A 20,673-nucleotide genomic window follows, 5' to 3' on the forward strand; every position below is an offset into this window, starting at 1 on the left:
TTACATGCATAAGCTTGCCGGCCGGCGCCAGGCCCGTTAATTCACTTGGATGCCAAGCAGTTGCAGGGCGCCTTGCAGAATGCGGTTATTGTTGTCATAACCGGATTGTTTTTGCCTGCGCCACGCTTCGAGCGGTTCAAACCAGTCTACGCCGCGGATTTCTTCGACTTGCGCATGAAGCGTTCCGCCAACGGCTTCCACTAAATAGTAGTGCACTTCTTTATCAACCGCACCTTTGGTATGGTGGATATATTGGTATTTAATTTGGTCGATCGGCTTTTTGATTATGCCGTCCAGTCCAGTTTCTTCTTTGATTTCCCGCAAAGCCGTCTGCTCAACGGTTTCTCCTTCTTCCATTTTGCCCTTCGGAAGCGAAACTTTGCCGTATCGGTCCTGGATTAATTGAATTTGCAGGGCGCCACCGTCCAAATACCGATAAACGACGCCACCAGCCGATATTTCCTTCATGTGGATCTCCCCTTTGCACTCGAACTGTGTACCGATATAGAAACGAGGATTCCGCCATCCCTGCCAGACGGGAAAACCGGAATCCTCGATTTTGGACTACCCGATTCGGGAATTAAGCCCCGCGAAGCGAAGCGGTGTTGCTGTCCAGCACGCGAACCAGCTGGCCGCGGCATTCATTAACTCCCGCTTCCGTAACTTTCACACGGCAAAGCTGTCCGATCAGCGACTCGTCGCCTTCAAACAGCACTTGCAGGTAATTGTCCGCGCGGCCCATCAGAAGACCTTGTGCAGCAGCTTTTTGGTCCCGTTCCGGAATTACTTCCAGCACTTCGCCTACGTAATTTTGCGCGTAAGCCAGCTGCATCTCTTCGGACAAATCGATCAGCCTGTGGACACGTTCGTTTTTCACTTCTTCATCCACCTGATCTTCCATGCGCGCCGCAGGCGTTCCCGTACGTTTCGAATAAGGGAAAATATGCATCTCGGAGAAACCAAGCTCCTTCATAAAGCGGTAGCCTTCTTCAAACATCTCGTCCGTTTCGCCGGGGAACCCGACAATGATGTCCGTCGTAATCGCAACACCCGGCATCGCTTCGCGAATCCGTTTAATTTTGGCGCCAAATTCGGCTGTTGTATATTTGCGGCGCATCCGCTTCAGCACCGTATCTTCGCCGGCTTGCAGCGGAATGTGCAAATGGCGGCACATTTTGCTCGAGCGGTTCAGCACGTCGATCATCGCATCGTCGATTTGGCTTGCTTCAATGGAGCTGATGCGAATGCGCTCCAGCCCTTCGATTTTGTCCAAATCCCACAGCAGGTTGACCAGCTTGTAGTTCTCGAGATCGTCGCCGTACCCGCCGGTATGGATGCCGGTCAATACGATTTCTTTGTAGCCCGCTGCAACAAGCTGTTTCGCTTGTTCCAGAACGCTTTGCGGATCGCGGCTGCGGGAGAGGCCGCGCGACCAAGGGATAATACAGAAGGTGCAGAAGTTGTTGCAGCCTTCTTGAATTTTCAGGAATGCGCGCGTACGGTCGGAGAAGTCCGGTACATCCAGCTCCTCGAATTCGCGTGTTTTCATAATGTTGCGCACCGCATTAACAGGCTTGCGGTCCGCCTGGATTTGCGCAACAAAGTCCATCAGCTTGTCACGGTCCTGTGTCCCGATCACGAGATCCACGCCCGGAATAGCTAATATTTCAGCCGGGGACGTCTGAGCGTAACATCCCGTTACCGCCACAACGGCATCCGGGTTGCGGCGGATCGCACGGCGGATAATTTGCCGGCTTTTCCGGTCTCCTGTATTCGTGACATGGCATGTATTAATTAAGTAAACATCAGCTGTTGTTGTTTCAAAGTCGACTTGTTCATACCCTTCTTTTTTAAACAGCTGCCAAATCGCTTCCGTATCGTAGAAGTTAACTTTGCAGCCCAAGGTGTAAAATGCGACTGATGGCATCGTTATGCTCCTCCCATTTCTCCAGATTCATATAACAGGCAGGTTAATCCGACGATTCCCGCCGTCTCTGTTCGTAGTATACGCTTGCCCAGACCTACAATAACCGCTCCCGCAGCTTCCGCTTCATTCGCTTCCGCTTCGGTAAAGCCGCCTTCCGGTCCAACCATAAGTATAATATGAGGCTGCGCGTCTTGTGCAGGCGCTTGTTCCGAACGCCACTTCCTTACCGCGTCCGCAATGCCCGTTCCTGCTGCCGCATCCCCTTCACGTTCATAACAAAATAACGCAAGGTCAAAATCCGGCACTGCCGCCATCAGCTCACGCCATGTTTTGACCGCCTCTACAGCAGGCACGCGGTTCCGGTGCGACTGCTCGGCGGCTTCTTTCGCAATTTTGCTCCACCGCTCCAGCCGTTTCGCTTCCTTCTTATGATCATATTGCACAATCATCCGCTCGGATTGAAAAGGGGCAAACGCGTACGCGCCGATCTCGGTTCCTTTTTGGATAACGAGCTCCATCTTGTCGCCCTTTGGCAAACTTTGCGCAATCGTTACGGCCCATGCCGGTTCGCTGTCAGAAGCAAGAAGCTCTACGATATCAGCTTTCACTTCCGACGAATCCGCTTCCGTTATAGAAGCTATCGCTGTAACCCGGCTTCCGTCGCTGACGATGAATGGATCGCCGGGCTTCATCCGCATAACACGAACGGCATGAAAAGCATCTTCGCCGGTCAAGCGAACTTTACTTGTGCCATCAAATTGCTCCGGCGCCACAAAATACCGCTGCATCGAATTGTCAAACCACCCTTATCTAAATTCCAAACCACATCATAGCATGATTTTATCGTTAAAATCTATGAAAAACCTATTCCAGCAAGGCAACCTAAAAATTATAAAATAGAGCGGTATAAAGAGTCCAGCCATAAAAAGATATCGCCGGATAAATTCAATATGGGATCAAGTGTTACTCTCCGCAAAGCAGGGACAAAAACAAGGATTAAAAAGATAAGCGAGCCCCATTGCGCATTTTGATCCAATTTGTACCGGAGGCGAAGCGGCAGCAAATCCGCAATAATCCGGTAGCCGTCAAGCGGCGGCAGCGGAATCAGATTGAACACAAATAAAAGCAGGTTAATCGAAATGAGGTATCCAAAAAAAGTATGGACCGCCATAATGACACCCCTGGAGCCGTCCATCAGCACACCGTTTCGCAAAAGCACATAATAAATAAACATGCCGACGGCTCCGATCAGCAAATTGCTGATCGGACCGGCCGCGGATACTACAATCCCCATCAGCCGGGGATACTTGAACCGGCTTGGATTAACCGGCACCGGCTTTGCCCAGCCGAAGCCGGCAATCAGAATGAGAATCGTGCCTAATATGTCGAGATGCACTCTTGGATTCAGCGTTACCCGCCCGGCATCATACGCTGTCCGGTCGCCGAACTTATATGCAAAATATGCATGGCTGAATTCGTGAACCGTAAAAGCGATCAATATCGTTAAAACGACAAAAGGCAGCTCATCAACCGGATACCGGAAAAAACCGTCTAAATTCATCCGCTCACCTGCGGCTTTCTCGCAATAATCGCGCACCAGTCTTCCTCGCGGCGTTTCTCTTCAATGGTAAAGCCGGCTTGCAGCAGCCCTTGCTCGACAACCTGCTCCTTGTCCTTGTAAATTCCTGATGCAATGTACAAGCCGCCCGGCTTCAGCGCCTCGTATACATCGTCGATAAACAGCATAATAATTTCCGCCAGTATATTGGCTACTACAAGATCAACCGGTACGGTAACGCCTACGGCGCTGTCCGCCCCATCCTGGCGCAGCACGCCCAGCAGATCGCTCAGCCGGATATCAATGTCCTCTTCCAGGCCGTTCAGCTTCACATTGTCCGTTGCGCTGCTCACCGCTACCGGGTCCAAATCAAGCGCAAGCACCCGTTTGGCGCCCAGTTTTATCGCCCCGATGGCAAGTATGCCGGAGCCGGTGCCAACATCAATCACTTCTTCACCGCCGCGGACTACCGATTCCAGTGTTTGCAGGCAAAGATAAGTGGTTGGATGCGTTCCTGTTCCGAAAGCCATACCCGGGTCAAGCTCGATAATTTTTTCTTCCGGAGAAGGCTCATACGCTTCCCAAGTCGGCTTAATGGTTAACGTCTCCGACACGCGGATCGGCTTAAAATATTGCTTCCAGTTATTCGCCCAGTCCTCTTCGTCCACCAGCTTGTGCGAAATCGTATAATTACCCGGATCAATGCCGAACTCTCTCAGTTCGTCAATCCGCGGTTTAACCGCTTCGGTAATTTCCTCCAGATCCGTGCCTTCCGGGAAATACCCTTGAATAATGGCCTGGCCTTCCGGTATATCGTTAAGAGGCGTTTCATACCATTGGCCAAACGAAGTATCCCGCTCCTTGTTCAAAGTGCCTGATTCCTCAATAGTTACGCCGCCGGCGCCCATTTCATGCAAAAAATTCGAAATCATCTCGATGGATTGCTCCGTCGTATGGATTGTCAGCTCATACCATTTCATTCAAGTGCTCCTCCAGTGCTAAAAACTAACAACTATTGTACACTAGAAAGCCGGGAAGCACAAAACAGCACGCTCAAAAGCCAGCCCCCATTCCGGCTGCATTATCAACGGGCTGAACAGCCTGCCTGTTCCATAAAACAGCAGCCCCCTTTTTATCCCGGTACGGCGGAATCAAAAGGGGGCTGCGATCCAGTAGTTATGATGATGCTTCTCCTAAATCATCTTCCGGCGGATTAATCACACTTCCGCTTCCGTTACACTGTTGAACCGGGATAAATGAAAAGGCGCAAGATCAAAGGCGGACTGGTTTCGGATAACCAAATCGCTAATGATTTCGCCGACAACGCTGGAAAACTTGAAGCCATGCCCGGAAAATCCTCCTGCAACCAGGACATTCCGATGCTCCGGATGGGTATCGATAATAAAATCTTCGTCCGGCGTCATCTCATATTTGCATATCCCGCCGCGGAGCAGCTTGCCTGCAGCCCGGGGCATATAAGCTTCAAGAGCACGGCGGAGATCCCGCTCGTCGTCTTCATAGGCGCCAAATGGCTCGAACGGCTCTCCTGGCCGCCAGCTTCTGCCCGCATCATGGCGGCCGATTTTCACTCCCGATCCGTCCCGGCTCGGAAAACCGTAATAACCTCCCGAAGCATCGCCGAATGTAAAGCCTGGAAAATGGGCCGTATCAAACAGAAGATTATCACTCTGGAACCAGCCGACAACTTTACGGACCGGACGGACCGGCATATCAATAAACGAACGGATAGATCCAAACCATGCCCCCAGACTCAACACCAGCTTATCCGCCGTATAAAGACCATGACGGGTCCGAACGCCGAATCCTTCACCGGCCGCTTCAATGCCCTCCACCGGCGTATTCACCAGCATTTCTGCGCCATACGATTCCGCTTGCCGCCGGTACGTTCGCACACATACATCACAAAGCAAATAACCCGCCTGCTGTTCATACAACCCCTGGAAGCCGTCCGGAAACTGAAATCCGCTCCAGCGTGTCCGGATCTCATCCGCATCCAGCAGCTCAACCGGAACATGGTATTGTGCAGAACGGTTTATTTTAGATGACAAAACCGACGCAGCCGGCGCCGCATTCAGCACGCCCGACCGGACAAGCAGCGTCTCGCCGGACTCCTGCTCCAGTTCCGTCCATAACCGGTCCGCCCTAAGCGCCATCTCCGTATAAACCGGGCTGCCGCTGTATACATGCCGCATTAAACGGGTATCCCCATGATGGCTTCCGAATAGATGGGGAGGATCAAACGCATCAATAAGCAGCACGCGAACCCCTTGCCTTGCCAAATAATAACCGGCGCTCATGCCCATAGATCCTGCTCCGACTACAATCACATCATAAGATGTATGCATACTTCCCTCCTTGACTCCTGTAATTTTCGATAACAGCTCTTCCTGCACCAAATAATGAAGCATCGTCGCCTAGCGACGTCATATGCATTTTAGGCGTCACGCTGACAAGCACCGCCAAAGCGTTCGATAATCTGCCCAAAAAGTTGTCGATACCGTAAGCCATTCTGCCGCCAAAAACAAGCGTGTCCGGGTCCAGCAGCACGATAATGTTAACCATTGCATAGGCGATATGCTGAATGATCCGGTCTTCGAGCCGAATATTTCTTTCCTGCGATTGAAACGTCTTATATCCGAACTGCGCTTCAAAATAGCCAAACCGGCCGGTCGATTGGTACGGATCTGCCTGGATCTGTCCAACCGTAGCCGGATCGACAATCAGGCTGCCGATTTCTCCGGCTGCAAAATGCGCTCCTTTATACAGCTTGCCGTCCAGCAATATCCCAGCCCCTATTCCCCGGTCCAAGTGGATATAAACGGACATGCCCGCCCATGCCTTTCGTTTCCAGGAGTCGCCAATAGCCGCTAAGTTGACGTCATTCTCTACAACAACCGGACAGCTTAAGCATGCCGTATAATAGTGCAGAATAGGCTCCTGATGCCAATGGAGCTCCGGCGCATTGGACACAATGCCTTCATCGTTCACAACGCCGGGCACAACCACGCACACACCTAGCCATAACTCGGGCTGAAGCTGCTGGGCTTGCATCAAGCCTGTCAGGCGGCTGACCGATTCTCTGCACTGCTCTTCGACGCTGCGGCCAGAAGGCTTGAATTGTTCCTCCGCATATACCTGTCCCGCCAAATTAGAGAGGCGGATGCGAAATTTATCCGCATTCATCTGAACCGCGCCAATAAAGCGCGCATCCGGGTTCAGCTTAATGAGCTGGGGCGGTTTGCCGCCATGCGATACACCGCCGCCTGCATTATGAATCCATCCTTCCTCCATCAGCTCCTTCACGATCGAAGAAACAGTCGGAGGACTTATCCCCGACACAGCGCTTAACTCGGCCCGGCTTGTAATCCCCGCCTGTTCCAAAAAAGTAAGAATGGCATTCCGGTTGACCAGCCGCAGCATATTGGGCGTACCCGGCCTATTCTTTTTGTTGTCCATGGCTTCAGCTCCGTATCCTTTGAAGGGAAATCGAACGAATGGCTGTAACGGCTAACCTTTCATTCCAGTAAGCGAAATACCTTCTACGATTCTTTTTTGAAAAATGAAGTAGACGATGACGATCGGGATTACGGCAAGTGTGCTCATCGCCATAATGAGATTCCATTGCAGGCCTCCGGCATCCGCCGTTGAGAAAAGCGACATCCCGACAGGCAGCGTACGCATATTCTCATCGGAAATGACGATAACCGGCCACAAATAAGCGTTCCAATTCCCGAGAAACGACAATATCCCCAGCGCCGCAAGGGCTTGCTTCACCTGAGGCAGCGCGATTTTAATAAAAATGCTGAAATCGCCCATTCCGTCAATCCGGGCAGCCTCCAACAGATCGTCGGGCACGGCATACATAAACTGCCGCATTAAAAATACGCCAAAGGCGCTCATAATGCCCGGAAACATAATGCCCCAGTACGTATCCACCCAGCCCAAGTCTGCGCTCAACACATACCAAGGGATGACAAGCAGTTCGATTGGAATCATCATCGTGCTCAAAATAAGATAAAATACGATCTTGTTTCCCCGGAATCTGTATTTCGCCAGCGTATATCCGACCAGTGAAGCAAAAAACACCTCACTTACCGTTACCGCAATTCCCACGATAAAGCTGTTGCCGTACCAGCGGACATATTCCGTCTCCGAAAAAATAAATCGATACGCCTCAGTGGTCCAATGTTTCGGAAGAAAATGAAAAGAATAAAACTCAGGAAGCGATTTAAAAGAAGATACAACCATCCAAACAAACGGGAGGGCTACGCCAAGCAGTCCGGCAAGCAGCACGATATGGGCGGCTATCGCCCCTGCATCCGTTTTTTTCCGCATCTCCTCACCTCCTTTAATAATCGGCCGACCGATTCAACAGCTTCATTTGAACCCCGGTAACCAGCATCATTAATAGAAACAGAACGACGGTAACCGCGGAAGCAAACGGCATATTAAAATCGTTGAAGCCTTGATTGTATACATATACCACGATGCTGAGCGTGCTGTTGAGCGGGCCGCCGGCTTCTCCCCCGCTGCCCCGGTCATATTGGCGATTTGAGTAAATGTTTGCAGGGCGCCGATCACGCCGGTTACAGACAAGAACACAATCGTAGGATTCAGAAGCGGCCACGTAATCGCCCAGAACAGATTCCAGCGGCTGGCGCCGTCGATTCGGGCAGCTTCGTAATAAGATTTGGAAATCGACTCCAGCCCCGCCATAAAAATGAGCATAGAAAACCCGGACGCTTGCCAAATGATGACAATGCTTACGGAAATCAGCGCAAGCTGCGGATCATGCAGCCATTTTTGGGCAGGCAGATGCAGCCCTTTCAAGAAGATGTTGATGATGCCGTTATCCTGGTCATACATAAGCCGCCACACCCAGCTGATCGCTACGGCAGAAGTAATGTAGGGAAGGAAATAAAAGGTGCGGTAAAAACCTTTAAACCGGTTTACCCTTCCGATCAGCAGCGCCAGCACAAGGCCGATCCCCAGCTGGAAGGGCACCGTGATTACTACGTAAAGCAGCGTATTGGCGATCGCGCGCCAAAATACTTGCGAAGTGAACATTTCCTCGTAATTGCTCAGCGTGTATCCCGGCCCTGACTGCTTAAAAAAAGACATGGCGAATGCATAAAGCGTAGGGGCTATCCGGATTCCCAAAAAAAACAGCAGCGGCAGCGCCAAAAAAGTATAGGCTGTACGTGTTTTTTTGTTTTCCAAAGTCAGCCGGCTATACGCAGGCGCCGGCGATCCGGTACCGGCTTCGTACATTTTGCGTGCCATAAGCTTCACCGCCTTTTGCTCATCCTAACGGGCATTGGAGATACGCAGGTTTACACCCGCGTATCCCGCCCGCTGTACAGCATGGATTAATTGTTATGCTGCTTAAAATATTCGTCCCGAATCGCCTGCTGCTTCCCGACCAGATCGTTAAACACTTTATCGACGGGAGCATGGTTCAGGAAAATTTCGTTCGTTTGGTCAATAATGAGCTGGCGTTCGTCTTTTTCGTTTACAAAATAAGTAGCGTGCGCCGCATTCAAGCCTTTGACGAAAGGTCCGTAGATCGGGTCGCCGATAATAGACTGATCGTCCGCAAATGATGCGGCAGCCGGCAGCTCGCCGACGGCGGACAGCCAATATTTCTGCGTTTCTTCGGAGGTTAAAAACTTCAAAAACTTTTCGGATGCCTCCAGCTTTTTGCCCGTAACGCCTTTGGCAATGCCGTGGACCCAATAAGAACCAAAGTTCGATTCCAATCCGCCTTCTTCTTTGGTTGGTATCGTTGCAACCCCCCAATCGGCATTCGTCGATTTCTTGGTTGTTTCGATCGCAAACGATCCGTCGATGATCATGCCCGCTTTGCCAGCCTGGAAGGCAGTCTCATACCCCTGATTGAAGTTCTGATCACCAATTTTGAACGTGTCAAACATATCGATCCAATATTTAAAAGCTTCCAGACCGGCAGGCGCAGCATTCCACTGTACTTTCCTGTTATCCTCGCTGTAAGGGGTAACCCCCATTGGCGCAGTAAAATTTCTTCAAAAACGTGGAAGCCCTGTCCGCTTACATCCGGCGCAAAACCTTCCTGCGTTAATGTGCCGTTATCGTAGACCGTCATTTTCTGCGCATCTTTGATCAGTTCATCCCATGTCTTTGGCGGGGCTTCCGGATCAAGGCCGGCTTTTCGGAACAAGTCCTTGTTGTAAAATAGGGCAAGCGAACGGACGGCCGTCGGAATAGCATAATATTGCCCGTCCAGCTTCGAATCCCGCACCATCGGAATATAGTAATTATCGATATCCTTCGTGCTCATCAAATCTTGCGGAATCGGCTGCAAGTAACCCTGCTGCACATATTGAGGAATCCAGCCGTAATACAAATTCAAGATTTCAGGCCCTTTTTTCGCATTGACCGCAGCGGCTACCTTCTGGTTGTATTGGTCGTAAGGAAAGTCCTGGGCGACCACTTTAATATTCGGGTTCTGTGCCTCGAAGTCTTCAATCAGCTTCTTGATCGCCGTTATCTTGGAAGGGTAGCTGTACTGCCAGTAGGTGATCGTCACCTTGTCTCCATCTCCTCCGCTAGAGCCGCAGCCTGCAAGGAGCACAACCGTCAAAGCAAATACGAGAATCCATTTTAAATTTCTAAGCATTGCGTTTCCCTCCCCAAATTAGAACCTTACTTAACTTTCCGAACAAAGGTTGTGAGACCGATTATAAATTAGGTTATAATTTCCAGTCAATCCTTAATTCCTAGATTGACAAATGGAATACTCGGGATTAAGATGACGGTATATTTAGAGCTTATTTACAAAATATGGTCATCGTATCGTCGATACGGCTCCACCTTTGTTAACCTTCTTAATTAACTTTTTTCTTTAGTGCCTTTATTTTGTGTGTACAGACCTGAGGAGGTAGACAAATGGGAATAAAACAAGCGATATTCGAACGTGAAGGCAGCTCCTTCCCGGGAGCCACCTATTCAGAGGTCGTGCTTGCTCCGGCTTATGAACAAGCCAAATCCGTCCTGCTTCACCCCATGCTGGCGATTCATAAAGCGCATCTGATTATGCTGGTAGAGCAGTCGCTGCTCTCGCGCGAACAGGCTGCAGCCATTGTACAGGCCATTCGCAGCTTAAATCCGGCAGCCATTACCCAGACGACGTACGACGGCCATTATGAGGATCTGTTTTTCCTGGTCGAAAGCCAAATTATGCAGCGCGCCGGAGAAATCGGCGGCAGCCTGCATCTCGCCCGCAGCCGAAACGATATGGGAGTCGCCATGTACAGGCTGACGCTTCGCGACAAGCTGCTCGTAACAATCACTTCCGCGGTTTCCTTCCTGCATACGCTGCTGGATACGGCGGACAACCATACGAATACGGTTATGCTGGGCTACACGCATACCCAGCAGGCGCAGCCCATGACATTCGCCCATTATATAACGGCAGTATTCGACTCCGTCAGCCGGGATGTCAAACGGTTAACAGCTGCTTACGATACGAATAATGCAAGCCCGCTTGGAGCTGCAGCCTTAACAACCTCCGGATTTCCGATAAGCCGACAGCGTGTGGCCGATCTGCTTGCTTTTGACAGGCTGGTGGAAAACTCCTACGATGCGATTGGCGGCGCCGATTATTTAGGAGAAACTGCCTCCGCGCTTAAATTGTCGTTTATCGGCATCGGGCGTTTCGTCCAGGATCTTCTGCTCTGGTCTACCCAGGAATTTGCCGCCATTCGCGTCGCTGACCCTTATGTACAAATCAGCTCCATCATGCCGCAAAAACGCAACCCTGTTTCCCTGGAGCATATCCGCTCGCTTAGTTCCAGCGGCGTGGGCAGCGCATCCACTGTTCTTCAGATGCTCCACAATACCCCATTTGGCGACATCGTGGATACAGAAGACGATCTCCAGCCGCATCTGTGGCAATCCCTGCATTTGTCCGATCAGCTGTTCCGTTTATTCGCGGCCGTCATCGGCACGCTTGAAGTAAACAAAGAAGTGCTGCTTGAACGGGCAAAGCGAAGCTTCGCTTCGATTACCGAGCTTGCCGATTCACTGGTCCGGGAGAAGCAAATCCCTTTCCGGAGCGCGCACTCCATTGCCAGCGGCGTCGTGAAGCTGGCGTTGTCGCGCGGCCTTGACGCGACGCAAGTGACAAGCACTCTGATTGATGAAGTAGCGGAGCCAATTATTGGCGCCCCGCTCTATTTGCCGGCGGAGATTGTGTCACGCGCCATGGACCCTGTCCATTTCGTAGAAATTCGCAAGCTGACGGGCGGGCCGTCGCCTGCGGAAGTATCCAGAGCATTAGCCGCACGACGCCTTAAGCTGCAGGAAATCCAAAGCTGGCTGGATACGCAGAAAACACAAATATCCCGGGCCTATGCCGAACTGGACGAAATTACAGATGCATGGCTGTAGCCTTGGAGATAGCAAATAACGGAACGATAAGGAGCTGATTCGGTATGCAGCCTATTCATAAACAGCAAGTCCAGGAAAAACTCGATTCGTTTTTGAACCAGGACGTCTTTCTCCATCTGGAAACGACAACCGGATCCTACGCTTCCCTGAAAGGGGAGAAAGCGGTATCTGTCTGCGCTTTTATCCGAAATGGCAAAATTCATTATGAACGCGGACAAATTACAGGCAGCGGGCCGTTCCGCGTCGGATTGAAGATGGGGAAGGCTGGGTTTATGCAGAAGGTCTTACCGACTTTGAGGTGATGGAGGACCATAAGCTGCTCCTTGCCGGCCACGATGAAGAGGGGCAACTGGGCATCGCTCTGCAGCTTAGCCCAAAACCGTTTTGACGATAGAGAGGAGAATGAAGATGAGCCGCCCCGTATTAGCGGTCTTCCCGCATCCTGACGACGAATCCTTTGGCAAAGCAGGCGCTCTCGCGCTGCATGCAAAGGAAGGTTCACCAATTACTTTAATTTGCGCCACCTCCGGACAAATGGGACGACGGATGGGCAACCCTTTTTTCGCTAATCGCGAAACATTGCCTCATATCCGGGAAAAAGAGCTGCAAGACGCCTGCCTGGCAATCGGCATTACGGATTTGCGGATGTGGGGACTCTTGGATAAAACACTTCAGTTCGAGGATCCGGAGCAATTAGCAGACCGGATTTACGAAACCATTCTAGAAATCCGCCCTTTCCGGATTTATTCGTATTATCCCGAACACGGCGTACATCCCGACCATGACGCCCTTGCGGATGCCACCATCCGTGCAGTTGCCCGGCTGCCGCTTGAAGAAAGACCCGAAATTTACGCTTCTGCCTTCTCCAAAAACTGTCTGGAAGCGCTTGGCGCTCCCGATGTTGTGCTGAATGTTTCAAGCGTGCTGCACGAGAAAATGGCGGCTATCCGCGCGCACCGCTCCCAATCGGAAGTCATCACCCGCAAGCTGGATGAACAGCTGGCGTCCGGCAGCGCACTCGAAGAGGAGCTGCTGGCGCCGCAAAAACGCGAGCAGTTCTGGATATACCGCTGGACAGACACGCTTGCGCAGCATCCATAACCGGCTTGCAGGCGCCATCCGGCGCAAAAAAATAAGCGGAGATGGAAAGCTGCTACAGCCATCCATCTCCGCTTGATCCTTTTCAAGCCCCTGTTCAAAAGCAGGGCAGCGGTTAGAATATCGTCTGCAAATCGCCGCCGATTTGCTGAATTAATCGGGAAGCACGGTCAGCAATATCCCTGTCCACCACAACGGTCAACATGCCGTTCTCCGGCAGCCCCGCCACATCAAGCGCCCGTAAAGCCTGCAATTTATGAATCGCTTCCTGCGCTGCTTCAGGACCGCCAAACAAAGCCCGAATTTCTACCGAATCCATCTGCTCCGCGCCTCTTACAGATCACGGCGCTGTTTTGCCCGCTCATCAGCGGAAGCGGCGCGTTCCTGTGCTTCCCAATCATCTTCATCAGCAAGCGCTTCTGAAAACTCCACGTCCTCGTTTAAGCCAACCGGCAAATCGCCAAAATTCACTTTTATATCTTTTTTATTTTTATTTGCCACTGTCAAACAGCTCCTTTTCCGGCAATGCGGATTTGTAATCAGAACGGACTGATAAGTAGCATGTGCAGCATGACTGTTTTTATTCGCTTGCCTAACGGCCGGGAAGTTTACAATAGCTATTCGAACGCCAATCATCAAAAAAAACGTCCCGGGCTACTCGCCGCGGAACGCTTTTTTCATTCTTTCGAATATGGACTCATGATGTTCGTCTTGATCGTCCGGCGTCATACCGCCGTCCCCCCGCCAAATTGACGAAGAAGCTCCTTCTGCTCTTCCGTCAGCTTGGTTGGCGTAACAACCGTCACTTTTACATGCTGGTCGCCTTGGCCATAGCCGCGCAGCTTCGGAACGCCTTTGCCTTTGAGACGGAAGTAGGTGCCCGTTTGTGTGCCTGCGGGCACTTTCAGCTTCACCTTTTCCGTTAAGGTCGGCACTTCGATTTCGTCGCCGAGCGCCGCCTGCACAAACGAAAGCGGAACTTCGCAATAAATATCGTCGCCTTCGCGTTCGAAAAACTCATGCGATTTGACGCGGATGACAATGTACAAATCGCCGGACGGACCGCCGTTATGCCCCGCTTCGCCTTCGCCGGACAAACGGATTTGCGCGCCGTCATCGACGCCCGCCGGGATGCGGACATTAATTTTACGCTGTTTTTTCACTTTGCCTGCACCATGGCAGGTAGAGCATTTTTCTTTGATGACACGCCCTGTGCCGCTGCAGTTCGAGCAGGCACGGCGGTTGACCATACGGCCAAACGGCGTGTTTTGCACGACCTCTTGCTGGCCTGTGCCGCGGCATACCGAACAAGTTTCCGGTCTGGTGCCTGCCTTGGCACCTGAACCGTGGCAAGTATCACACGATTCCGTACGCGGGATCGTAATTTCCGTTTCCTTGCCGAACACCGCTTCTTTGAACTCAACCGTCATTGTATATTGCAGATCGTTGCCGCGCTGCGGCGCATTAGGATCTCTGCGGCCGCCGCCGCCAAAGAACATATCGAATATATCGCCAAAGCCGCCGAAGTCCTGGCCGCCGCCAAAACCGCCGCCGCCCATGCCCTGGTTCGGATCGACATGGCCAAACCGGTCATACGTGCTGCGTTTGCTCTCATCGCTCAGCACATCGTACGCTTCTTTCACTTCTTTGAACTTTTCCTCAGCGTTCGCTTCCTTGTTTACGTCCGGATGGTATTTGCGCGCAAGCTGACGATACGCTTTTTTAATCTCATCCGCCGACGCGCTTTTCCCTACTCCAAGCACCTCATAATAATCACGCTTTTCCGCCAACAGTTCTCACCCCCGCCCGAATAGCACCACTTTTACAGCAAGAAGGCCAAAGCCGGGAAGCCCCCTGACTTTGACCCCTCACCTCATTTACCTCGTTTGAGGTTTATTTCTTATCATCTACCACTTCGTAATCGGCGTCAACAACATTGTCTTTGCCTTTCGAAGCGGCGCCGTTGTCTGCCGATGCGCCTTCTGCCCCGCCGGCAGCCTGCCCTGCTTGCTCATACAGCTTCACAGAAAGCTGTTGTACAATTTCAGTCAGCTCTTCTACAGCTTTGTTAATTTGTTCGATATCATCCGTCGCAGCAGCAGCCGTTACTTTTTCTTTCGCAGCGTTTGCTTTTTCGATTTCAGATGCGTCCACTTTGTCGCCAAGGTCTTTGATCGTTTTGTCGACCGAATATACAAGCTGATCAGCATTGTTTTTCGCTTCAACCAGCTCGCGGCGTTTGCGGTCTTCTTCCGCATTCAGCTCCGCGTCTTTCATCATGCGGTCGATTTCTTCGTCGCTTAAGCCGCTCGAAGAAGTGATCGTAATTTTTTGGCTTTTGCCTGTTCCTTTATCCAGCGCCGATACGTTAACGATACCGTTCGCGTCGATGTCGAACGTAACTTCGATTTGCGGCACGCCGCGTGGAGCAAGAGGAATATCTCCCAGCGTAAAACGTCCCAGCGTTTTGTTGCCGTTCGCCATTTGGCGTTCGCCTTGCAGAACGTGAATTTCAACGCTAGGCTGATTGTCCGCATAAGTCGAGAACACTTGCGATTTGCTTGTCGGAATCGTTGTATTGCGGTCGATCATTTTCGTAAATACGCCGCCAGCCGTTTCGATACCGAGGGACAACGGAGTTACGTCAAGCAGAACAACGTCTTTCACGTCGCCTGTCAATACGCCAGCTTGAACAGCTGCACCAAGCGCAACTACTTCGTCCGGGTTAACGCCTTTATGCGGTTCTTTTCCGATCAGCTTTTTGATAGCTTCTTGTACAGCAGGGATACGAGTCGATCCGCCGACAAGGACAACTTTATCAATTTCGCTTGTGGACAAACCGGCATCGCTAAGCGCCTGGCGGGTAGGTCCAAGCGTACGCTCTACAAGCGGAGCAGCAAGCTCTTCGAATTTCGCGCGGGTCAGGTTGAGCTCCAAGTGCTGAGGAACGCCGTCGACCATCGTAATAAACGGCAAGGAAATCGTCGTCGTCATCACGCCGGACAATTCTTTTTTCGCTTTCTCCGCAGCATCTTTCAAACGTTGTACAGCCGCTTTGTCTTTCGACAGGTCGATGCCTTGTTCTTTTTTAAATTCTGCTACGAGATAATCAATGATGACTTGGTCGAAGTCGTCGCCGCCAAGATGGTTGTCGCCGCTTGTTGCTTTTACTTCAAAAAAGCCGTCGCCCAGTTCCAGAATGGATACGTCGAACGTACCGCCGCCAAGGTCATAGACAAGGATCGTCTGATCTTCATTTTTCTCCAGGCCGTATGCAAGCGCTGCAGCCGTAGGCTCGTTGACGATACGGAGCACTTCGAGGCCGGCGATTTTGCCTGCGTCTTTAGTCGCTTGACGCTGGCTGTCATTGAAGTAAGCAGGAACCGTAATAACCGCTTGGGTTACCGGTTGGCCCAGGTACGCTTCCGCGTCGGATTTCAGCTTTTGCAAAATAATCGCCGAAATTTCTTGCGGCGTGAACTCTTTGCCGTCGATTGATTCTTTATGGTTTGTGCCCATATGGCGTTTGATGGAAATTACGGTACGGTCCGGGTTCGTAATGGCTTGGCGTTTGGCCGTTTCGCCGACGATACGCTCGCCGTCTTTCTTAAAACCGACTACAGAAGGCGTTGTGCGGTTGCCTTCCGGGTTTGGAATAACAACTGCTTCGCCGCCTTCCATCACTGCAACGCAAGAGTTTGTTGTACCAAGGTCAATGCCTATCACTTTGCTCATAAGTATTTTCCTCCTCATTATTCATTTCATTTAACATCCTATTCATTTATCAAACATTAGCCGCTGACTTTAACCATAGCCGGGCGCAGTACACGATCCTTCAGCATATAGCCTTTTTGCACTTCTTCAACGACAACGCCTTCTTCATGCTCTTCGGATTCCACTTGCATAATGGCTTGATGAAATTCCGGATTAAACGGCTCGCCAACCGATTGAATCGGCTTCAGGCCTTCCTGCTCGAGCGTCTGGGCCAATTGGCGGAAAATCATATCCACGCCTTTGGTGAACGACTCATAATCGCCGCCTTGGGCAGCGGCAGCAGTCGCGCGCTCAAAATTGTCCACAATCGGAAGCAGCTGAGTAATCAGCTTCATCGAAGCGTAAGCGGAGAGCTCTTCGCGTTCTTTCATCGTTCGGCGGCGATAGTTATCAAAATCCGCCTGCGCGCGTAAGTAGCGCTGTTGGTTTTCCTCAGCCAGCTTCTCCAGCTCGGCAAGGCGGGAATCTTCCTGCACCGTCTCGTTTGGCTCCTCTGCAGCCTGCTCAGCCGCATCCGCAGATTCAACAGCTTCTGTCGCTTCATTATGTTCCTGCTCTTCATATTGTTGCTCTTTCGTACTCACACTTGTCACCTCCTTAAAATCGGTGTCGTTTATTTGTACCATTTGCCAAGCAGAACGTTCATTTTTTTGGACAACGCATCCAGCAAGCTGATCACTTTGCCATATTCCATTCGGGTCGGGCCCAAAATGCCAATCGTGCCAAGCGGATGACCATCCGATTCATAAGTTGCGGTAATCAAGCTGCAGTTCGAGATCGCTTCATGATCATTTTCCGTACCGATGCGGACTTGTATCCCTGATGGCAGCGAGGAAAACATACGCATTATGGTAGGCGTTTCCTCCAGCAAATCCAATATCGTTTTCACTTTGTCGACGTCCTTGAATTCCGGCTGCGTCAGCATGTTGGTTGCTCCGCTCATAAAGACGCGATGCTCATCGCCGCTTTGCAGCACGCCGTCAAGCGCCTTCATCAGTTCTTCGCAATGGTCGACGTAACGTTCGAGTTCCTGCCCGACTTCCGAATACAACCTCGATTTCAGGCGTGTAAGCGGAACACCGGTCAATTTATGATTCAAAATATTTACAACCTTCTCCAGGTCGCCCATATCCAAATCCGGCGGGATGGTGATCGTTTTATTCTCAACATGCCCCGTATTCGTTACAATAATCGCCACAGCGGACGTCTGGTCAAGCGGGATCAGGCCAAAATGCTTTAAAGACGTATTGAACATTTCCGGACCAAGCACAATCGACGTGTAATTGGTCAGATTGGACATAATCATGGCCGTATGCTGTACAACCTGCTCCATTTGCGTCATTTGCTCGGTAAAAAACGACCGCAGCGACTGCAAATCATGCTCTTCAATTGCATTCAGTTTTACCAGATGGTCGACATAATAACGGTAACCTTTTGTAGAAGGCACGCGCCCTGCCGAAGTATGCGGCTGCTCCAAAAAGCCAAGCTCCTCCAAATCCGCCATCTCATTGCGGATCGTTGCCGGGCTGAACGCGACATCGCCGCGTTTGGAAATGCTTCGGGAACCAACCGGTTCAGCCGAGCGGATATAGTCGTCAATAATTGCATTCAAAATCATTCGTTGGCGATCCGTCAACATTTCATAACCCCCTTTTGGCTTGGAACAGCAGCTCATCTGTCACTCGTTAGCACTCATTAGACTCGAGTGCTAATCATTAATACAAAAATACCAAACCCACTCGTTTGTTGTCAAGTCGGTTTGGCATTTTCGGCTGGATCTGTCCAACAGCTAATCGATCATCCGAAGAACAGCAATTTCGTCACAAGCATGCTGCTTCGGGCAATTGACGCAATCGGTCCAAACTTTTTCCGGAAAAATCTCTTTTTGCACAATATGGAATCCGTTTTTCTCAAAAAAGGAAACGGCATAAGTTAACGCCATAATTTTAGGAATCTTCTGCTCTTTGGCCATTGCAATCAAGCTGTCCACCAGCTTGCTGCCAACGCCAAGGCCTTTATAGCCTTCGGTCATGCCCAGCGAGCGAATTTCAACCAGGTCGGCGCCTAGACGAGTTAGCGATCCGCAGCCAACGACAATGCCTTCTACCTCGGCAACTACAAAGCTGTCAATTTGCCGTTTCAGCACTTCCTTCGATCGGGGCAGCATAATCCCTTTCTGTGCGTAACCTTGAATCAATTCAAATAAAGTGTCGACATCATGATCATTTGCCCGTCTGCAAACGGCTTCCAGCTTGCTTGTCGTCTTCATGTCCGCTTTTCGCCTCCGTCCTGTGTATATTCACGCCATCAATATGAATAAATATACATCAAGACATAGGCGTATACAAGAGGCTTCCATAAATAATTTTTTCCGGTTCTAAGCGGGTTCAATCGGAGCTTTATCCATTTTCTACTATAATAGAAGCACCATAATCGGCGCCATAAGCCTACTAAACAAAAAAAGCGATGCTGCATTAGCCGGACCCCGGCTCCAACAGCATCGCCATTATTGTAAATCCTATTACCGGAAACAGGTTGTTTCCGTTTCGCCGAATTGCTGCACAGCGACGGCGCCAGCCTTCCCATTACAGCAAAGCATCCATGTGGGCTAATTATCTATGCCCCCAAAAGCCATTTGGCGATAAGCGGCAGACGTTATCCATTCCAAAAGGGGATTCCGAAGCGTTTAACCGCTTCAAGGGCCATTAAACCTCAATAAAAGCGGCAAATACTTCGTTGCCGAATAAAACGCCTTTATCCGTCAGGCGATATACCGTATCGCCGACGTTATCGATTTGCTGGAGCAGACCGTCCTGCTTCAGCTTATTGATAATCGGCCCGAAATGCCGCTCCAGGCTTTCACCCGGGAACTGGCGGGCAAAATCCGACGCCCGTACGCCTTCAAGCAGCCTTAACCCCACCATCATAAAATCTTCCATCGCTTCCGCTTCGGAAACGCGGTTTTCCTCCAGACGGGGGTAACCGGCTTTGCTTTTCTCAATGTAAGGCTGGACGCCCTTCACATTGATATGGCGCAGCCGTTCCGCATAACCATGCGCTCCCGCGCCAAGTCCGTAATACGGCTCATTGCGCCAATAAACGGAGTTATGGCGGCTTTCGAAGCCGGGGCGCGCAAAATTGCTGATTTCATAATGCCCGTAACCGGCTTGCTTCAAGCGGTCCATCAACAGCAAATACATTTGCAGCTCTTCATCCTCTTCCGGCAATGGAAGCTCGTTGCGCTCATACATCGTATGGAACAGCGTATTTTCTTCTACCTTCAAGCTGTACAGCGAGTAATGCGGCAGATCCAGCTCAAGCGCTTTATCTACGCTATGCGACAGCAGCTCCACCGTCTGCCCGGGCAGGCCAAACATCAAATCGATCGACAGATTCGTAAAACCGGCCGCCCGCGCGTTCTCCAGGCTTCTGTACACATCATCCGTGTTATGGATACGGCCGATACGCTCCAGCAGCCCGTTATCAAACGACTGAACGCCAAAGCTGATCCGGTTCACGCCGCCCTGCTTCATCGCAGCCAGCTTATCCGGGTCAACCGTGCCCGGATTCGCTTCCATCGTAAATTCCACTTCGTTTGCGAGCGGGAAATAACGGCCAACAGACTGCAAGAAACGCTCCATCTGCGGAGGCGTCAGTACGGTAGGCGTGCCGCCGCCTACAAAGACGGTATCAATCTGCGCAGGAGGCATCAGCTTCACCGTATGCGCCATTTCGCGCTCCAGCGCATCCAGATAATCATCCACCGGCTGGCCTTTCAGCACATAGGAATTAAAGTCGCAATAAAAACATTTGTTCGTACAAAACGGAATATGAATATAAAGCGCACGTGGCGCATTCGTTGCCATAA

At 51.1% G+C, this 20,673-nt stretch carries 19 protein-coding genes and 3 pseudogenes; 3 read left to right on the forward strand and 19 right to left on the reverse strand.

Features of this window, described 5'->3' with window-relative positions; translation table 11 throughout:
- Positions 1-36: 36 nt before the first annotated feature.
- From ET464_RS07780 to ET464_RS20565, 11 genes and pseudogenes are all read right to left on the reverse strand, one after another.
- Complete coding sequence (locus ET464_RS07780; protein ID WP_129439773.1) at positions 37-468, reverse strand: NUDIX hydrolase; 432 nt, start codon at positions 466-468, stop codon at positions 37-39.
- 112 nt (positions 469-580) lie between these two features.
- Positions 581-1,927, reverse strand: a complete 1,347-nt coding sequence (gene mtaB, locus ET464_RS07785; protein ID WP_129439775.1) for a tRNA (N(6)-L-threonylcarbamoyladenosine(37)-C(2))-methylthiotransferase MtaB — start codon at positions 1,925-1,927, stop codon at positions 581-583.
- A gap of 2 nt (positions 1,928-1,929) precedes the next feature.
- Positions 1,930-2,715 (reverse strand): 16S rRNA (uracil(1498)-N(3))-methyltransferase, encoded by a 786-nt coding sequence (locus ET464_RS07790; protein ID WP_129439777.1) that lies wholly within the window; start codon positions 2,713-2,715, stop codon positions 1,930-1,932.
- 101 nt (positions 2,716-2,816) lie between these two features.
- The gene (locus ET464_RS07795; protein ID WP_129439779.1) at positions 2,817-3,488 is read right to left on the reverse strand and encodes a site-2 protease family protein; all 672 of its coding nucleotides are present in this window, start codon (positions 3,486-3,488) and stop codon (positions 2,817-2,819) included.
- Positions 3,485-4,465: a 50S ribosomal protein L11 methyltransferase gene (gene prmA / locus ET464_RS07800; protein WP_129439781.1), complete on the reverse strand. Its 981-nt coding sequence runs from the start codon at positions 4,463-4,465 to the stop codon at positions 3,485-3,487. Before prmA ends, ET464_RS07795 begins: the two co-directional genes overlap by 4 nt.
- Before the next feature lie 237 nt (positions 4,466-4,702).
- Entirely contained in the window at positions 4,703-5,851 is a 1,149-nt protein-coding gene (gene solA, locus ET464_RS07805; protein ID WP_129439783.1) for an N-methyl-L-tryptophan oxidase, read from the reverse strand.
- Complete coding sequence (locus ET464_RS07810) at positions 5,835-6,962, reverse strand: ROK family transcriptional regulator (protein WP_129439785.1); 1,128 nt, start codon at positions 6,960-6,962, stop codon at positions 5,835-5,837. Before ET464_RS07810 ends, solA begins: the two co-directional genes overlap by 17 nt.
- Before the next feature lie 51 nt (positions 6,963-7,013).
- A complete protein-coding gene (locus tag ET464_RS07815) occupies positions 7,014-7,841 on the reverse strand; it encodes a carbohydrate ABC transporter permease (protein WP_129439787.1) in 828 nt (275 codons plus the stop codon).
- A 69-nt stretch (positions 7,842-7,910) separates the two neighbouring features.
- A complete protein-coding gene (locus ET464_RS07820) occupies positions 7,911-8,789 on the reverse strand; it encodes a carbohydrate ABC transporter permease (protein ID WP_129439789.1) in 879 nt (292 codons plus the stop codon).
- Between the two features lie 86 nt (positions 8,790-8,875).
- On the reverse strand, positions 8,876-9,529 hold the full coding sequence (locus ET464_RS20560; RefSeq protein ID WP_129439791.1) for an extracellular solute-binding protein: 654 nt from the start codon (positions 9,527-9,529) through the stop codon (positions 8,876-8,878).
- 134 nt (positions 9,530-9,663) lie between these two features.
- Positions 9,664-10,161 (reverse strand): annotated as a pseudogene (locus ET464_RS20565) (extracellular solute-binding protein); the annotation flags it as partial.
- A gap of 269 nt (positions 10,162-10,430) precedes the next feature.
- Between ET464_RS20565 and argH the strand changes: the two are divergent.
- From argH to bshB2, 3 genes and pseudogenes are all read left to right on the forward strand, one after another.
- On the forward strand, positions 10,431-11,933 hold the full coding sequence (gene argH / locus ET464_RS07835) for an argininosuccinate lyase (RefSeq protein WP_129439795.1): 1,503 nt from the start codon (positions 10,431-10,433) through the stop codon (positions 11,931-11,933).
- Between the two features lie 44 nt (positions 11,934-11,977).
- Positions 11,978-12,321, forward strand: a pseudogene (locus tag ET464_RS07840) (YojF family protein).
- A gap of 20 nt (positions 12,322-12,341) precedes the next feature.
- Positions 12,342-13,034 (forward strand): bacillithiol biosynthesis deacetylase BshB2, encoded by a 693-nt coding sequence (gene bshB2 / locus ET464_RS07845; protein WP_129439797.1) that lies wholly within the window; start codon positions 12,342-12,344, stop codon positions 13,032-13,034.
- Positions 13,035-13,146: 112 nt separating this feature from the next.
- Here the strand turns inward: bshB2 and ET464_RS07850 are convergent, their stop codons facing one another.
- The 8 genes and pseudogenes from ET464_RS07850 to hemW form a co-directional block, all read right to left on the reverse strand.
- Positions 13,147-13,350 (reverse strand): hypothetical protein, encoded by a 204-nt coding sequence (locus ET464_RS07850; protein ID WP_129439799.1) that lies wholly within the window; start codon positions 13,348-13,350, stop codon positions 13,147-13,149.
- A 14-nt stretch (positions 13,351-13,364) separates the two neighbouring features.
- Entirely contained in the window at positions 13,365-13,532 is a 168-nt protein-coding gene (locus ET464_RS20280; RefSeq protein WP_244226709.1) for a YfhD family protein, read from the reverse strand.
- Between the two features lie 153 nt (positions 13,533-13,685).
- Positions 13,686-14,821: pseudogene (gene dnaJ / locus ET464_RS07860) on the reverse strand (molecular chaperone DnaJ).
- Positions 14,822-14,924: 103 nt separating this feature from the next.
- The gene (dnaK, locus tag ET464_RS07865; protein ID WP_129439804.1) at positions 14,925-16,766 is read right to left on the reverse strand and encodes a molecular chaperone DnaK; all 1,842 of its coding nucleotides are present in this window, start codon (positions 16,764-16,766) and stop codon (positions 14,925-14,927) included.
- A 56-nt stretch (positions 16,767-16,822) separates the two neighbouring features.
- Positions 16,823-17,431: a nucleotide exchange factor GrpE gene (grpE, locus tag ET464_RS07870; protein ID WP_129439806.1), complete on the reverse strand. Its 609-nt coding sequence runs from the start codon at positions 17,429-17,431 to the stop codon at positions 16,823-16,825.
- Positions 17,419-18,444 (reverse strand): heat-inducible transcriptional repressor HrcA, encoded by a 1,026-nt coding sequence (hrcA, locus tag ET464_RS07875; protein ID WP_129439808.1) that lies wholly within the window; start codon positions 18,442-18,444, stop codon positions 17,419-17,421. The genes grpE and hrcA overlap by 13 nt, the downstream gene beginning before the upstream one ends.
- 150 nt (positions 18,445-18,594) lie before the next feature.
- Complete coding sequence (locus ET464_RS07880; RefSeq protein ID WP_129439810.1) at positions 18,595-19,074, reverse strand: N-acetyltransferase; 480 nt, start codon at positions 19,072-19,074, stop codon at positions 18,595-18,597.
- A gap of 436 nt (positions 19,075-19,510) precedes the next feature.
- Complete coding sequence (hemW, locus tag ET464_RS07885) at positions 19,511-20,671, reverse strand: radical SAM family heme chaperone HemW (protein ID WP_129439812.1); 1,161 nt, start codon at positions 20,669-20,671, stop codon at positions 19,511-19,513.
- Positions 20,672-20,673 lie beyond the last annotated feature (2 nt).

Origin of the sequence: Paenibacillus protaetiae (assembly GCF_004135365.1) — a bacterium.
Taxonomy (GTDB): domain Bacteria; phylum Bacillota; class Bacilli; order Paenibacillales; family Paenibacillaceae; genus Paenibacillus_AP; species Paenibacillus_AP protaetiae.

What these genes read in the sequence shown, in the direction of transcription:
- ET464_RS07780 (WP_129439773.1), bottom strand. Translation starts at nt 468, where the DNA reads ATGAAGGAAATATCGGCTGGTGGCGTCGTTTATCGGTATTTGGACGGT.
- mtaB (WP_129439775.1), bottom strand. Translation starts at nt 1,927, where the DNA reads ATGCCATCAGTCGCATTTTACACCTTGGGCTGCAAAGTTAACTTCTAC.
- ET464_RS07790 (WP_129439777.1), bottom strand. Translation starts at nt 2,715, where the DNA reads ATGCAGCGGTATTTTGTGGCGCCGGAGCAATTTGATGGCACAAGTAAA.
- ET464_RS07795 (WP_129439779.1), bottom strand. Translation starts at nt 3,488, where the DNA reads ATGAATTTAGACGGTTTTTTCCGGTATCCGGTTGATGAGCTGCCTTTT.
- prmA (WP_129439781.1), bottom strand. Translation starts at nt 4,465, where the DNA reads ATGAAATGGTATGAGCTGACAATCCATACGACGGAGCAATCCATCGAG.
- solA (WP_129439783.1), bottom strand. Translation starts at nt 5,851, where the DNA reads ATGCATACATCTTATGATGTGATTGTAGTCGGAGCAGGATCTATGGGC.
- ET464_RS07810 (WP_129439785.1), bottom strand. Translation starts at nt 6,962, where the DNA reads ATGGACAACAAAAAGAATAGGCCGGGTACGCCCAATATGCTGCGGCTG.
- ET464_RS07815 (WP_129439787.1), bottom strand. Translation starts at nt 7,841, where the DNA reads ATGCGGAAAAAAACGGATGCAGGGGCGATAGCCGCCCATATCGTGCTG.
- ET464_RS07820 (WP_129439789.1), bottom strand. Translation starts at nt 8,789, where the DNA reads ATGGCACGCAAAATGTACGAAGCCGGTACCGGATCGCCGGCGCCTGCG.
- ET464_RS20560 (WP_129439791.1), bottom strand. Translation starts at nt 9,529, where the DNA reads ATGGGGGTTACCCCTTACAGCGAGGATAACAGGAAAGTACAGTGGAAT.
- argH (WP_129439795.1), top strand. Translation starts at nt 10,431, where the DNA reads ATGGGAATAAAACAAGCGATATTCGAACGTGAAGGCAGCTCCTTCCCG.
- bshB2 (WP_129439797.1), top strand. Translation starts at nt 12,342, where the DNA reads ATGAGCCGCCCCGTATTAGCGGTCTTCCCGCATCCTGACGACGAATCC.
- ET464_RS07850 (WP_129439799.1), bottom strand. Translation starts at nt 13,350, where the DNA reads ATGGATTCGGTAGAAATTCGGGCTTTGTTTGGCGGTCCTGAAGCAGCG.
- dnaK (WP_129439804.1), bottom strand. Translation starts at nt 16,766, where the DNA reads ATGAGCAAAGTGATAGGCATTGACCTTGGTACAACAAACTCTTGCGTT.
- grpE (WP_129439806.1), bottom strand. Translation starts at nt 17,431, where the DNA reads ATGGTACAAATAAACGACACCGATTTTAAGGAGGTGACAAGTGTGAGT.
- hrcA (WP_129439808.1), bottom strand. Translation starts at nt 18,444, where the DNA reads ATGTTGACGGATCGCCAACGAATGATTTTGAATGCAATTATTGACGAC.
- ET464_RS07880 (WP_129439810.1), bottom strand. Translation starts at nt 19,074, where the DNA reads ATGAAGACGACAAGCAAGCTGGAAGCCGTTTGCAGACGGGCAAATGAT.
- hemW (WP_129439812.1), bottom strand. Translation starts at nt 20,671, where the DNA reads ATGGCAACGAATGCGCCACGTGCGCTTTATATTCATATTCCGTTTTGT.